This is a genomic window from Cohnella nanjingensis (assembly GCF_014212125.1).
GTDB lineage: Bacteria > Bacillota > Bacilli > Paenibacillales > Paenibacillaceae > Cohnella > Cohnella nanjingensis.
Window position 1 is genome coordinate 158,074 of sequence record NZ_JACJVP010000007.1, and the last position, 12,879, is coordinate 170,952.

The following is a 12,879-nucleotide window of genomic DNA, read 5'->3' on the forward strand; positions in this document are numbered from 1 at the left end:
GGCATGATCGTACAGCAGGCAGCAGAGGAAGATATTCGGGCTTGGCTAGCGCTAGCGTCGGAGGTCGAATCCCTTTTTGGTCCCATGGTGGACGATCCCCAGTTTATCCTGGCCCTTCGGAAAAACATCAGCAGAGGGAGCGCCCTTTGCATCCGGGAACAGGATGCCCTCTCCGGGTCTCCTCTTTTGGGCGGATTGCTTTTTTCTCCCACAGCCGCCCCCATTTATAAAATCGGATGGCTGGCCGTCGCTCGAAAAGCGCGAGGACAGGGCATCGCCACTGCCTTCATGCATCACATACTGAACCTTGTACGTAGTCCGGCACAGATTACGGTTACAACCTTCGGCGAAGAGGTTGCCGATGGATTGCCGGCTCGAAGGTTTTATATCAAACACGGATTCGTGCCCGAAGAAAGGGTCGAAGACGGACCCGAAGGCGGGTCGCGTCAGCGGTTTAGACTCACTTTGTCCGACTGAAATGAACGTCTAACAGACTGCGATCGATGCAGCCTGTTTTTCGGTATCTCCATGCGACGCTCTTAGAGAACCCGAAAATGTCGATTGACAGCGCATCCGAATAGAACCGTACCTGATCCTTGCTGTATAATGCAAGAAAGAACCGCTTGCACCACTAAAAGGAGGTTTTCCCATGCAGCAGAACAAATACGACGATCCCGGATTTTTCGAGAAATATAGTCAGATGGCCCGCTCGGTCGGCGGACTGGAGGCCGCTGGAGAATGGCCCGCGCTGCGGGCGCTGCTCCCGGATCTGAAGGACAAGAGGGTGCTCGACCTCGGCTGCGGTTACGGTTGGCATTGCCTCTATGCGCGAGAGCAAGAGGCTCGATCCGTCCTGGGAATCGACCTGTCGGAGCGGATGCTGGCGCGCGCCCGCGAGATGACCGACGATCCCCGGATCGAATACCGCCAGATGGGGATCGAAGATATCGACTTTGGCCCGGGCGCGTTCGACGTGGTGCTCAGCTCGTTGGCGCTGCACTATGTCGAGCGCTTTGACAGCATCTGCGAGAAGGTGCGCCATAGTCTGGTGCCGGGCGGAAGCTTCGTATTCTCGGCCGAGCATCCGATGTTCACTGCGCGCGCCGAGCAGGACTGGCATTACGGTCCCGCGGGGGAACGCATGCATTGGCCGGTCGACGACTATCAGGAGGAAGGCCTGCGTCAAGCCCGGTTCCTGGACAGCGACGTCGTCAAATACCATCGGACGGTCGCGACCTACATGAACGCGCTGATCGATGCCGGGTTCCGGATTCGGCGGGTGTCAGAGCCCCAGCCGACGCCGGAGGCGCTGGACCGGTACCCCGACATGCGGGATGAGACTCGCCGCCCTATCTTCCTCCTGATCGCCGCCGTCAAGGAATAGCCACTCGGCGCCCCGGCGGAACGACCAATAGACACCTGCTAGCCCCCTAAAAAGGGCCGGCGGGTGTTTTTTTACGTCGAGAGCACTTCTTGACGGTCGATGATCGCTTTGGCTACCGTCCAGAACGAGTCCGGCCGGAAGTCCGCTTTGTTCATGTAGGCGATCATGGCGGCTCCGCTCCACAGCATGTGCAGTTGGTCGGTGAAATCCCCCGGCCGGGCGAAGCCCGCTTCCGTCGCCATGACCCGGACGGTGTCCCAGATCTCGTTGCGGCATTCGAGCGCTTTGACATGACCCGGGTGATCGGTCTCCGGGAATTCCACCACCGTGTTCATGTACGAGCAGCCCCGGTATTCGGGCCGTCCCATGCACTCGACGAGTCCGTCCACCACAAAGCGCATCTGCGCGAGCGGCGCGTCGGGATGCGCCAGCCGGGCCTGCTCGAAGAGTCCCTTGCTCCGCTGCAGACGCTGATCCAGATAAGCGACGACCAGATCGTCCTTGGTCGCGAAGCTGCGGTAGAAGCTGGCTTTGGCGACGCCCGATTCCAAGATGATGCGATCGATGCCGACCGCCCGGACGCCTTCTCTGTAGAACAAATCGTCCGCCACCCGCAGAATGCGTTCCTTCGCCGTTTCTTTTTTGTCCAATCGAGATCCCTCCCTTTCCGACGAAATCTATTTTCCGGCATTTTAAATTTTCGGGTTGACATGATACAGATCTGTCTGTATCATCTGATCCAGAATGTGGATGAGACAGAACTGTCTCCCTCATTGTAAAAAGAATCGCGGCTGATGTCAATCGCGAAGAACATCATTCAAGGAAGAGGTGCGGACATTGCCCAACGCATGGGACCCTAGGAGATGGTTAACGCTCTCCGTCATTATTTTAGCCACGTTCATGGTCGTCTTGGATACGTTCATCGTGAACGTCGCGCTGCCTTCGATCCAGCAGGCGCTGCATGCCGACTTTGCCAAGCTGCAATTCATCGCGGCCGGTTATATCCTCGGCTATGCCGTCTTGCTGATCACGGGCGGTAGGCTTGGCGATCTGTACGGTCGCAGGCGGATGTTCCTGATCGGCGTCGCGGGGTTCGTGGCGACCTCGGCCTGGTGCGGCTTTGCCGGGTCGGCGGATATGCTCATCGCGGCTCGGATCTTCCAGGGCGTCTCGGCCGCCGCGATGGTGCCTCAAGTGCTGTCGCTCATTCAGGTGATGTTCCCCCCGGAGGAGAAGGGCAAGGCGCTAGGCATCTACGGGGCGGTGCTCGGACTGGGGGCTATCGCGGGCCAACTGGCCGGGGGCTTGCTGCTGAAGGCGAACTGGTGGGGAATGGGCTGGCGCTTGGTATTCCTCGTGAACATTCCGGTCGGCATCCTCGCCTTCGCGTTCGCCGTCTGGCTCATTCGGGAATCCCGCGCCGCCGAGCGCAAGCGTCTCGACACCGCCGGCGTCGGGCTCGTGACGGCCGGACTCGTCCTGCTCATCTACCCGATCGTCGTGGGCCGCGAGATGGGGTGGCCATGGTGGACGTACGCGAGTCTAGCGATAGCCGTCGCGGTCTTGGCGGTCTTCGTCCGCTTCGAGAACGGGCTTCAGCGCAGGGGCGCCCTGCCGCTGCTGCCGATGGGCCTGTTCCGCGACCGGTCGTTCCGGATCGGCATGCTCATCGCCCTGGCATTCTACAGTGGGAACGCTGCGCTCTACTTGATCCTGTCCGTGTTCCTGCAGTCCGGACTCGGGGCCTCTCCGCTGCAGTCCGCCTACAACTTCATCCCGCTCGCGGCAGGGTTCTTCCTCGCTTCCTTGCTCGCCCCTCCTTGGAAGAAACGATGGGGCAACCGCGTGCTGCAAGCCGGCGCGTTCCTGATGATCGTCGGCTATGCGGTACTGATCGGCGTCGCGAACCGATCGGCCGCGATCGGATGGGAGGCGCTGATAATCCCGCTCTTCATCGCCGGATTCGGCCAGGGGGCCGTGGCTTCGCCGCTCATCCATACAATCCTCTCCGGCGTCCAAGGTCCGCACGCCGGCGCGGCGTCCGGCGCGCTCAGCACGTTCACGCAAGTCGCGCAAGCGATCGGCATCGCGGTCATCGGCACGCTGTATCCCTCCCTGGTGACGCACTTCGGAGGAGAAGCGCCGGCGATGGCCCACGTACGGACGCTTCAATGGCTGCTCGTCCTCATCACCGCCCTGGCGGCGTTGACCTTCTTGATGCTGACTGCGCTCGGACGTAGACGTGCGACGGCCGCGCACCGTCCGGCAGAGGCGGGACACGGCGGCGGAGCCGTGCGATCGGACCCCTAAGACGGCAAGACGCGGCCCGGCGGGCCGCATGGAGGAGATCGACTAGGGTTGGGAAGGGGAGACCCCGTCCGCCTCCGGTCTGGCGCCGAGCGCGTTCAGCATGAAGGCATAGACCTCCAGTTCGTCGATGTCGTCCTCGTCCCCGGCGGCGATGATGTGCTGCACTTGCAGGCCGTTCTTGAATAGGATGAACATTCGGGCCGCCTGCTTCGCGTCGATGTGCGCCGGGATGGCCCCGTGCTGTTGACCGACTTCGATCCACTTGGACGAAGTCTGGATGGAGGTCTCGTAATAGCGCTTCAGAATTTGGGCGACGGCGGGCTTGTCTTTCTGACTGAGCAGGTAGAAGAAGATCAAGTTCGAGACGCCGTCCGCGCTCGCGGCGCCCCGCAACCGTTCGGAGAGCGTGCTGAGCGGACCTTCAATGCCCTTCGGTCCGCTTGGCGCCCGTGCGACGGATTCGTAGAAGCGTTGGTTGGTGTCCGCGATCCCCGCTTCGAGGATGAGGGCGAATAGTTCGTCCTTGCTCTTCACATAGTGATAGATGGCGCCCTTCGTCAACTGGCTCCGATCGGCGATATCCCGGAGCGTCGTCGCGCGGCAGCCTTTCTCCAGGATCATCTCCTGCGCCGTATCGAGCAGCAGCTTCAGGCTGGGGTTCATGGATTTATCGTGCATGCTCGGGCCCTCCCCGCGGCATAGAAGTACTAGTCTCTTGGGCCGCTCTTTTTTTCATGGATTTGGCGTACCGGATGTTCCACCAGATCGTCACCGCGATGATGCCATAGGTGAAGAACGGCGACACGGCCAGGAAGCTCGAGACCGGCAACGCATACACCAGCACGACCTTGAGGCAGGCTTCGAGCAGCAGGCTGACGCCCCATACGGCCGTCATGACGCGGAAGGTCCGGCGATAGAGGGGCAGTCTCTCCCATTTGTCGTCCATTTGCGGATCGTGGCCGGTGAAACGTCCCGCGAAGCGGAAGATCAGCGGGCGGGCGAACAGCAGCGAGCCCAGGAATACGACCCCCAGAATGCCGGTCACATAGGACTCCCGCAGCAGGATGAAGCGCTCGTCGCCGCCCAGGAGTACCGCCACGACGCCCAGGATCAGGCCGAGGAAGATAAAGCCGGAGAAGGCGTCCGCTTTGTGCGTCCGGATCAGGCTGTAGATCGTGTCGCACAGCGGGACGAGGGCGGCGACCGAGAGCGCCGCCAGGCTGCTCGTGTGCGGGATCAGCAGACGGTAGGCTAAGTAAGGCAATACGATATTAATCAGCAGCGTAATGACGATCTCATTGCGGGTTTTAGGCACGACGATCATCCCTTCAAGGTTCGAATATCCGAATCTTATTTCCTCAACATACCTTCGGTCGGTATGTCAAGCGGCAAAGTTAAGGTGCTTTCAAACGCGAGATCGTTCACGTAGGCGCCAAGACGCTGCCCGCCTACTCGGATGCCAAGAACGCGTTCGTCGGCGAGATGCTCGAACGGGCGCTATCTTGGGGAGGAAAAGCCGCAGCCGCCGCGCGCAACGACGACCTGCCTTCATAATGGCAGGCAAGGCGTGGCCTATTCGGCGGGCTCATTCGGCCGGCTCGGCCTTCACCTTCGGCGCTCGGATCCCCTCGATGTACAGGCTGCGGATGCCCGCCAAGTATTGCTCCTTGGTATAGCCGAGCGAATCCCGGTGATACATATATTGCTCGGGAGAGAGGACGGCCATCAGGAAGTTGGACGTCAAGGTCACATCGATATCCCGGACTTCTCTCCGTTCCGCGGCAAGGACCAGATAGACGTTCAGAATGCCGTACAGCCGAACCGTGATAGGCCTTTTGTGGGGAAGGAAGTTTTTCTTGCCCGCGTACATGCAGCTTATCGAAGTGAGCAGCTCGATCTGGCTGTCGACATAGTCGAACAAGCGGCTCAGGACATGTTCAAGCTGGTCGAGCGCCGATGCCGAAGCGTCCGCCGCTCGGAATTGGTCCGCTTCGGCCTCAAGCTCCCCTAATATTTGTTCGGTGCTGTTCCGCAGCATCTCGGAGTAGATCTCGCCGGGGTGCTCGTAGCGCCGGTACAGCGTCCCCTGTCCGATCCCCGCTTCCTGGGCGATCTGATACATATTAACGGAGTCGATTCCGTTCTGTTCGAGCAATCGGGCGGCAGCCGTCTGGATGCGGCGGTGATATTCGGCGTCGCGGTTTTCTTTCTCTTCGGATGCATCAAGCTTTCCCACGCGAATCTCCTCCCTTGGCAAGCCGTCTTCAAATTTCGATTGACGCGCGGACAATTGTCCGCTATATTTTGGTGGCGGACAATTGTCCGCACTAAAAATATAACACATTTAACGGCCGGTGTGACCCCCCGGCTTAGCATGGGCAGCACGAAGGCCATTTAGCCATGCGGCGGTTGAATGTGGGAGGAGTGGAAAAGATGTCGCAAGCTTCCGTAACCGGCGGTGCCCCGGCCGAATTTCGTATCACCAGCATTCTCGTGCCGCTCATCGCCATCATCGCGGGCTGCTTCATGGTCATTCTCGATTCGACCGCGATGAACGTAGCCTTATCCAAGCTGGTGGGAGAGTTCAACACGCAGCTGCCTACGCTGGAGTGGACCGTCACCGGCTATATGCTGGCGACCGCTGCCGTCATTCCGCTAGCCGGATGGTTGTCGGACCGGTTCGGCGCGAAGACCGTGTTCCTAACCTCGGTTATTCTGTTCACGCTCGGCTCGGCGCTGTGCGCGACGCCGAACAGCGCGGAATGGCTCATTATTTTCCGGATCATCCAAGGCCTCGGCGGCGGATTCGTCATGCCGGTCGCGATGGCTTACGTCTACCGACTGAGCCCGCCGCACAAGATCGGCGCGGTGATGGGACTCTTGGGCATCCCGATCTTGTTCGCGCCGGCGATCGGGCCGATCGTGTCCGGCTGGCTGGTGGAGTACCACTCGTGGCGCTGGATCTTCCTGATCAACATTCCGGTAGGCCTCTTCAGCGTCCTGTTCGGGATGTGGAGCCTGCCGAAGATCGGCAAGAAGCAGGTAGCCGGCTTTGACTTGCCGGGCATGATTCTGGGACCGCTCGCGTTCGCGGCGCTGTCCTTCGGCGTGAGCGAAGGCGCCCACAGCTGGACCTCGACCAAGACGGTCGCCGGACTCATCGTGGGCGCCCTCGCGCTCCTCGCGTTCATCTTCGTCGAGCTTCGCGCGAAGACCCCGCTGCTGGAGCTGCGCGTCTTCAAGTCCGTCGACTTCTCGTTCGCGATCGTCGCGCAGTGGATCGTTCAGTTCTCCATGTTCGGCGCGATCTTCCTCATGCCGCAGTTCCTGCAGCAGGCTAGAGGCTTCGGCGCGCTCGATACGGGTCTAACGCTGTTCCCCCAAGCGCTCGCGTCGGCGTGCCTCATGCCGATCGGCGGCTACCTGTTCGACCGGATCGGCGTACGCTGGCTGGTCGTGATCGGACTCAGCCTCGTGTCCGGCGCGATCTTCCAATACACCCACGTGGACCTGACGACCGAGGGCAAGGATCTGCTCCTTCCGCTCATCATGGCCGGCGCCGGGATGGGACTCATGATGATGCCGCTGAACTCACATCTGATGAACAAAGCTCCGCGCGATCTGGTGAGCCGGGTCACTTCGCTGACGAACGCGATGCAGCAGGTCGTCAGCTCCCTCTCCGTAGCGACCGTCGTGACGATCCTGACGGCGCGGCTGAAGTCGCTCTCGGCAGGCAGTCCGCCCGCCGCGGGCGCGACCGAGGCGGATACGATGAAGCAGATGCTGGCGCTCGCGCCCAAGGCATTCGGCTACACGTTCAGCGTGATGCTCGTCGTCGCGATGTGCGGGATCGCGCTCGGATTCCTGCTGCGCCGCGGCCGCAAGCCGTCCGCGGACGAAGCGCCGACAGCCGCCGAGCGGTCCGTCGAAGGCCTCCATATGGGGTGACGGGCGGCCCGCAGGGGCGCTCCGTTCATGGCTTGCGCCTTAAGGCGCGGATCGCGGTTCTGTCTGCAAGATCAAAACGGGGATCTCTCCTTCATTGAGAAAGGAGAGATCCCCGTTTGTCATTGTCCGCAGGCTGCTGCGGGCCAGCGGGCTTGGAGTCGCGTTACCATTTGCGCAGCGCGAGGATGAAGCAGGCCAAGGAGGCGAGTGAAGCGATCGTCCGCACGTGATTCCAAGCGACCCAGCTGGACAGATAATGCTGCCATACATTCGCGCCCTCGGCGCTGGCAGGAGCCACCGCGGCCAAGGAATCGTTGAGCGGCACGTTGAAGACGACGGTAACCAGGAAGGAGCCGACAAAGTAGAGAAGGCTTCCCGCCAGCAGATAGAGCGCGCCGGGCGTGCCCAGCTTGAAGAACGAGACGATGCCCAGAATGACGGAAGCCAGCGCCGTACCCATGAAGACGAAGCTGAACAGCGTATTGAGGATGGTAGCGTTGATCGACTGCATCGCGGCGATGCCCTGTTCGGACGGCAGGCGGGCCAGCGACGCCATGACGAAGGTCGAGAAGGCGAAGAAGATGCCGGCGATCAGGCCGGATCCGAGCGCGGAGGCGAAGGTCAGGCTTGCGATCAGCTTACCCATGTACGTCTACCTCCCATGCGCCGGCGGCGGCAGCAGTATTCGCGAAGACGGCGAAGTCGCGCGGTTCGCGTCCCAGCGCGCGCTGGACGCCATCCGTCAGATGGGCGTTGCGGCCATCCAGCACCGTGCTGAACAGATAAGACAGCAGCGCCACATACTCGCCCGGCACCTGCTGCTCCTCGAGCATGGCCAGGAATGCCTCATGGGTGAGCGGAGTATACCGAATTTCTCGCCCGCTCGCTTGCGCTACAGCCGCCGTCGCCTCCGCGAAGGTGAGCGCGCGCGGACCGGTCAGCTCATACAATTGGCCGATGTGCCGATCGTCGGTGAGCGCCGCCGCGGCGACGTCCGCGATATCGTCGGCGTCCACGAACGGCTCCGTCACTTCGTCGGCCGGTAGCGCGACCTCGCCGCCAAGCACCATGCCTTGCAGGAAGCTCTCGCTGAAGTTCTGACAGAACCAGCTGGCCCGCAGAATCGTCCATTCCGCGCCCGAATCCTTCAAAGCTTGCTCGCTGAGCTGCGCTTCTTCCTCGCCTCTGCCGGACAAGAGCACCAACCGGCGCACGCCGCGGCCCACCGCGAGCCGGGCGAAGGTTCCGATCGCCGCAGCGGCGCCAGGGACGGCCAAGTCGGGGTAGAACGCGATATATACCGCTCTTACGTCCTTCAGCGCGGGCAGCCAAGTCGCCGGGTTCTCCCAGTCGAAGGACGGTTCGCCCGACCGGGAGCCGATCCGTACCGGCAAGCCTTGCTTCGCGAGCCGCTCCGCCACCCGCCGTCCCGTCTTGCCCGTTCCGCCCAGGATGAGGAAAGGTTTCTCCGTGCGGTTTGTCTCGAAGCCCGATTCGATGGATCTGTTCATAGGATCGCCTCCATTTTAATAATTGCTTGCCCAAGCAAGTGTTAGGTTATAAAAAATCAAATGAGATCTCATTCGATTTTTTCCAGTTGATTGCTCACCTCGTAGAGGTGAAGCGAGAGCGCGTCGCCTTCTTCGCCCAAGATCGTCGCATACCGTTCCCGCAGCTGATCCCAGCATTGTTGAATGGTTTGCTCCAGGGCTCTGCCTTTGTCCGTGACGTAGATCAGGGACAGCCGCCCGTCCACGCGGTTGTACAGCAGGTTCTTGGCTGCGAGCTTCTCGATGAGCCGCGTCACCGTCGAAGGCTGGAGATGGAGGATCTGGCCGAGCTCCTTCTGCGAGATACCGTCTTTCTCATAGGCCGCCATCAGCAGGAAGGCAGCGGTCGGGGAGAGCCCGCTGATCGCGAACGCGTCTTCCGCCATCTTGGTGATGACCCGGCCGAGCCGGTTGGCGGTGAAGTAGAGGCATTCTTTAAAGTAGATGTCCAGCACGGCTAAGACCTCATTTCTGTACGCGTAAATTTGTTTGCTCATACAAATATAACGGGAATACCTGATTTTGTAAAGAGGGGATGCAAAATTAATTTAATTCTGCGTCCGGTCGAGCGGAGGGCGCTCGCCTTCATGGGCATTCTCCGTGCGATATCACGCGTGGAATCTGCCCATCACGATGAAATTTGGATCACGACTAAGAGGCTTCGTCTCCCAGGCAGAGCAGACCAAAGGCCGGAAGCGCCGCCCTGGCGGTCTCCCGGCCTCCTCCTACAACGCGCCCGCGTCCTTGGCGAACTGCCAAGCCTGCTCGTAGTCCGCTTCCTCCACGATCGCGGTCAGCAGGATGTCCCGGCCGGTCACCCGGTTGTCCGGGCCGCCGGAGCTCATGCCGCTGGCGCTGACGCTGGCGGTCGCCATGACGGCCGCATCGGGATTGTCGAAGTCGCCGCCGAGGGTCAAGTATCCGAGCCCCCGGAAGTCTCCCGTGATCGTATTGCCGAGCTGATCGAGCTGCTGAATGCCGGTGCCCGGGTTGCCGTCGAACCGGTCGATCGCATATTCCACCAGCCGGAGCGACTTGATCTTCCCCAGCGCCTGCTCGGCTTGCTCGGGGGTATTGAAGTAGGCCAGGACGGCTCTCTCTGCCATATAGGGGATTCCTCCAACTCCGGCCTGCGGATGCGCCGGGCATAATCCCTTGTAGTATGGATCGGCTGTTGGAGAAGTATGCCAGAGGAAGCCGGTCTCGCCTCCGCCAAGAAAAGAGGTTAGCCGGAAGAAGCCGGTTGCCTCTTTTCGGCGTGATCGGTCGTCAGCCGACGGTCGGCTCGATCCAGATGTCCTTGAAGTCCATCCAGTCGTGCGCATTGTAGCCGGCGCCCCGGACGGCTGGATGGACCTGCGTGTTCAGCTTCTTGTGCAGCAGGAACGTCACCAGCGCGTCTTCGCGTAGCCGTTCCTCGATGCCTTCGAGCAGGGCGCGCCGCTCCTCGGCCCGATCCGTCGCGAGCGCGAGGTCGATCTGCTCCACGGCCCAGCGTATCATCTCCGGCGGCAAGCCCGCGTTCAGCAGATGTCCTTCCTGCTCGTAATTCTCCACTTCGCAGACGTCTTCTCTGGCGATCAAGACCTCGAACAGAATGGCATGGGCGCGCTGGAGGATGTCCTGGTCGTAGACCAACTTCTTGGGGATGACCGCGACTTCGATCGCGATCCCGAACGCGGCGCACTGCCGGGCGATCCAGCGGGCATCGGGCTCATAACGGCCGATGGTGTTCAGGACGAGCGTCTCCCCGTCGTATCCCGATTCCCGCAGGAGACGTCGTGCCGATTCGGGATCGTATCGATCCTTCAGCAGCGGCGTCCGCTCGGTCGGCCGGAATCCCCGCGACGGGTAGACGCGATATTCGCCGAGCTCCCGAATCATCTCGGTCCGGTTGACGAGCAGGTCGATTGCGCGCCGGAAAGCGATCGCATGGTGCGGACCCGGGATGCGCAGATTCCAGGAGATGAGCATGCTGCCTTTGCTCAGCGCCTCGATCGTAGGCCAATCCTCGGCCGGATCGGAAGCGCCGGCTCCCTCCTCAACCTCCAAGGCGCTCGGGAATCTCTCCCCGCCGACGAGGGCGGTCGCGGAATCTTCCGGAATGAAGGCGATCACGACGCGGTCGAGATGCGCGCGGCCTTGATAATACTCCGAATTCGCGGTTAACTCCAGGCGCTCCTCCGACCATGCGGTCACGCGGAACGGACCTGTGCCGACCGGCAGTTGCTTAAAGCGGGCCTCATCCTCCAGGATCAGATCCGCCGGTACGATGGACATGGCCGAAGAGCTCAGGTATCGGAGGAATATCCGGTTCGGCCGATCGAGCGAGATCCGCACCGTTCGCGGTCCCGCGCACTCGACCTGCTTCAGGCCGCGGACCATCCAGCGGTTGGCCCTGCTCTCGCGCAGCCGGTCCAGCGTGAATCGCACGTCTTCCGACGTGAGCTCCCGGCCATGGTGAAACGTGACGCCCCTGCGCAGATAGAAGGTCCATTCGGTCATGTCGGCGTTCGATTCCCAAGCGTGGGCGAGCTCGGGCAAGAACTGCCCCGACACGGCATCGTAATGCACAAGCTGGTCGAATATCTGCTTCACGCTGTGAGCCTCGAACGCGGAGTAGACCTCCGCGGGGTCCAGCGTATCGAGGTTGGCGGACACCGGGATCCGTAGGACATGCACGGCGGGATTGCCGTCCGACGCTTCGGTGTCATGGCCGAAATGTCCGTTCAGCCATTGCACGAAGCGTTCCTTGACGGCGCCTCCCGGGTCGTGGCTGTTGATGCCTTCGAAGGCTTGTTTGTATTCGCCCTTCTCCGCCAACTGCTGGGAGACTTGGAGGAGCAGGGAATCTCTCTCGGCGAGGAAGGTGAGATGCGATCGGTTGCCCCGTCCTCTGCCCGCATGCCAGACGATCAATCCGTCTTCGACGAGCTTGCGGACGATGAGCTTGGCGTTGCGGGTCGTACAGAACCAGCAAGCGCTTAGTTCCTCCAGAGACACTTCGATCCGGTCACCTCCGCCTGCCGGAGAACCCAAACGCTCCATCAGCTCCAAATATCTCTCCGCCGTCGCTTGCATAAGGTTCCTCCTATCGGCTAGTCGAACGGTCGCTCGCGCTAAAAAGGGAAATATGCGATCCGATTCCTACTCTTTTTCCAATCAACTGGCTACAGCATAATGGAATCAATCAGAGATGACAAGGAGGAATGAACATGTTAACGAGCACTTACGAATTGGAGAAACTATCGGAAAGCCTCCAAGCCGAATGGGAATCCCGCATCGAGGAGGAGACGTCCTTGAGCCAAGCGCGCCGCGCGAAGAGCCGTGCCGCCCGAATCGTCGGCGCCATCCTACAGGCGCTGCGTTAATTGAAAAGAAGACAAGGAGCGATGAACATGTTAACGAGCATCTACGCGTTAGAGAAAATTACCCAGAGCTTGCAAGCCGAATGGACTTCCCTCGCCCAACAGCCGGCGTCCGCCAAGAAGTCCTCCGCGCGGCTCGCCAAGCGCTCTCGTCCCTGACGCGCCGTTTTCCCCTTTTCCCCGCAATCGAAAGAGACCGATCCCCCGTGAATGCTGCTTCCACGATCGGCCCGGCCCCTTGGTTCCGCGAGTTCCTCATGTCGAGACGCTGCCCTTGCAGATCTCCCGCGAATCGGTATTTTCTTCTTCTTACTTCTTG

At 61.1% G+C, this 12,879-nt stretch carries 15 protein-coding genes; 6 read left to right on the forward strand and 9 right to left on the reverse strand.

Going from position 1 to position 12,879, the window contains the following annotated elements:
- Positions 1 to 3: 3 nt before the first annotated feature.
- Both H7C19_RS06525 and H7C19_RS06530 read left to right on the forward strand, forming a co-directional pair.
- Complete coding sequence (locus H7C19_RS06525) at positions 4 to 477, forward strand: GNAT family N-acetyltransferase (RefSeq protein ID WP_185141776.1); 474 nt, start codon at positions 4 to 6, stop codon at positions 475 to 477.
- 172 nt (positions 478 to 649) lie between these two features.
- Positions 650 to 1,384: a class I SAM-dependent methyltransferase gene (locus H7C19_RS06530; RefSeq protein ID WP_185141777.1), complete on the forward strand. Its 735-nt coding sequence runs from the start codon at positions 650 to 652 to the stop codon at positions 1,382 to 1,384.
- A 71-nt stretch (positions 1,385 to 1,455) separates the two neighbouring features.
- Here the strand turns inward: H7C19_RS06530 and H7C19_RS06535 are convergent, their stop codons facing one another.
- Positions 1,456 to 2,034, reverse strand: a complete 579-nt coding sequence (locus tag H7C19_RS06535) for a TetR/AcrR family transcriptional regulator (protein ID WP_185141778.1) — start codon at positions 2,032 to 2,034, stop codon at positions 1,456 to 1,458.
- Positions 2,035 to 2,221: 187 nt separating this feature from the next.
- Between H7C19_RS06535 and H7C19_RS06540 the strand changes: the two genes are divergently transcribed.
- The gene (locus H7C19_RS06540; RefSeq protein WP_185141779.1) at positions 2,222 to 3,694 is read left to right on the forward strand and encodes an MFS transporter; all 1,473 of its coding nucleotides are present in this window, start codon (positions 2,222 to 2,224) and stop codon (positions 3,692 to 3,694) included.
- 42 nt (positions 3,695 to 3,736) lie between these two features.
- Here H7C19_RS06540 and H7C19_RS06545 read toward each other — a convergent pair whose 3' ends face one another.
- From H7C19_RS06545 to H7C19_RS06555, 3 genes are all read right to left on the reverse strand, one after another.
- Positions 3,737 to 4,372, reverse strand: a complete 636-nt coding sequence (locus H7C19_RS06545) for a TetR/AcrR family transcriptional regulator (protein WP_185141780.1) — start codon at positions 4,370 to 4,372, stop codon at positions 3,737 to 3,739.
- Positions 4,362 to 5,009 carry a VC0807 family protein gene (locus H7C19_RS06550; RefSeq protein WP_185141781.1) on the reverse strand — a complete coding sequence of 216 codons (648 nt, stop codon included), beginning with the start codon at positions 5,007 to 5,009 and terminating at the stop codon, positions 4,362 to 4,364. The genes H7C19_RS06545 and H7C19_RS06550 overlap by 11 nt, the downstream gene beginning before the upstream one ends.
- A gap of 270 nt (positions 5,010 to 5,279) precedes the next feature.
- The gene (locus H7C19_RS06555; RefSeq protein WP_185141782.1) at positions 5,280 to 5,930 is read right to left on the reverse strand and encodes a TetR/AcrR family transcriptional regulator; all 651 of its coding nucleotides are present in this window, start codon (positions 5,928 to 5,930) and stop codon (positions 5,280 to 5,282) included.
- 197 nt (positions 5,931 to 6,127) lie between these two features.
- Here H7C19_RS06555 and H7C19_RS06560 point away from each other — a divergent pair, with 197 nt between their 5' ends.
- Entirely contained in the window at positions 6,128 to 7,642 is a 1,515-nt protein-coding gene (locus H7C19_RS06560) for a DHA2 family efflux MFS transporter permease subunit (protein ID WP_185141783.1), read from the forward strand.
- Between the two features lie 163 nt (positions 7,643 to 7,805).
- On the opposite strand, the gene H7C19_RS06565 is transcribed toward H7C19_RS06560, so the two are convergent.
- The 5 genes from H7C19_RS06565 to H7C19_RS06585 all read right to left on the reverse strand — a co-directional run bounded on the left by H7C19_RS06565 (position 7,806) and on the right by H7C19_RS06585 (position 12,273).
- The gene (locus H7C19_RS06565) at positions 7,806 to 8,288 is read right to left on the reverse strand and encodes an anthrone oxygenase family protein (RefSeq protein WP_185141784.1); all 483 of its coding nucleotides are present in this window, start codon (positions 8,286 to 8,288) and stop codon (positions 7,806 to 7,808) included.
- Positions 8,281 to 9,153, reverse strand: a complete 873-nt coding sequence (locus H7C19_RS06570) for an NAD(P)H-binding protein (protein ID WP_185141785.1) — start codon at positions 9,151 to 9,153, stop codon at positions 8,281 to 8,283. Before H7C19_RS06570 ends, H7C19_RS06565 begins: the two co-directional genes overlap by 8 nt.
- A gap of 68 nt (positions 9,154 to 9,221) precedes the next feature.
- On the reverse strand, positions 9,222 to 9,647 hold the full coding sequence (locus tag H7C19_RS06575) for a MarR family winged helix-turn-helix transcriptional regulator (protein ID WP_185141786.1): 426 nt from the start codon (positions 9,645 to 9,647) through the stop codon (positions 9,222 to 9,224).
- Positions 9,648 to 9,917: 270 nt separating this feature from the next.
- Positions 9,918 to 10,298, reverse strand: coding sequence for a hypothetical protein (locus H7C19_RS06580; RefSeq protein ID WP_185141787.1), 381 nt, complete (start codon positions 10,296 to 10,298; stop codon positions 9,918 to 9,920).
- Positions 10,299 to 10,461: 163 nt separating this feature from the next.
- Positions 10,462 to 12,273: an ABC transporter substrate-binding protein gene (locus H7C19_RS06585; RefSeq protein WP_185141788.1), complete on the reverse strand. Its 1,812-nt coding sequence runs from the start codon at positions 12,271 to 12,273 to the stop codon at positions 10,462 to 10,464.
- A 134-nt stretch (positions 12,274 to 12,407) separates the two neighbouring features.
- Here H7C19_RS06585 and H7C19_RS06590 point away from each other — a divergent pair, with 134 nt between their 5' ends.
- Both H7C19_RS06590 and H7C19_RS35185 read left to right on the forward strand, forming a co-directional pair.
- Positions 12,408 to 12,563, forward strand: coding sequence for a hypothetical protein (locus H7C19_RS06590; RefSeq protein ID WP_185141789.1), 156 nt, complete (start codon positions 12,408 to 12,410; stop codon positions 12,561 to 12,563).
- Between the two features lie 27 nt (positions 12,564 to 12,590).
- Positions 12,591 to 12,719, forward strand: a complete 129-nt coding sequence (locus H7C19_RS35185) for a hypothetical protein (RefSeq protein WP_281384825.1) — start codon at positions 12,591 to 12,593, stop codon at positions 12,717 to 12,719.
- The last annotated feature ends 160 nt before the right edge of the window (positions 12,720 to 12,879 follow it).

Excerpts from the sequence above, each read along its gene's own strand:
- H7C19_RS35185 (WP_281384825.1), top strand. The coding sequence starts at position 12,591 with ATGTTAACGAGCATCTACGCGTTAGAGAAAATTACCCAGAGCTTGCAA.
- H7C19_RS06590 (WP_185141789.1), top strand. The coding sequence starts at position 12,408 with ATGTTAACGAGCACTTACGAATTGGAGAAACTATCGGAAAGCCTCCAA.
- H7C19_RS06530 (WP_185141777.1), top strand. The coding sequence starts at position 650 with ATGCAGCAGAACAAATACGACGATCCCGGATTTTTCGAGAAATATAGT.
- H7C19_RS06560 (WP_185141783.1), top strand. The coding sequence starts at position 6,128 with ATGTCGCAAGCTTCCGTAACCGGCGGTGCCCCGGCCGAATTTCGTATC.
- H7C19_RS06565 (WP_185141784.1), bottom strand. The coding sequence starts at position 8,288 with ATGGGTAAGCTGATCGCAAGCCTGACCTTCGCCTCCGCGCTCGGATCC.
- H7C19_RS06570 (WP_185141785.1), bottom strand. The coding sequence starts at position 9,153 with ATGAACAGATCCATCGAATCGGGCTTCGAGACAAACCGCACGGAGAAA.
- H7C19_RS06580 (WP_185141787.1), bottom strand. The coding sequence starts at position 10,298 with ATGGCAGAGAGAGCCGTCCTGGCCTACTTCAATACCCCCGAGCAAGCC.
- H7C19_RS06525 (WP_185141776.1), top strand. The coding sequence starts at position 4 with ATGATCGTACAGCAGGCAGCAGAGGAAGATATTCGGGCTTGGCTAGCG.
- H7C19_RS06545 (WP_185141780.1), bottom strand. The coding sequence starts at position 4,372 with ATGCACGATAAATCCATGAACCCCAGCCTGAAGCTGCTGCTCGATACG.
- H7C19_RS06585 (WP_185141788.1), bottom strand. The coding sequence starts at position 12,273 with ATGCAAGCGACGGCGGAGAGATATTTGGAGCTGATGGAGCGTTTGGGT.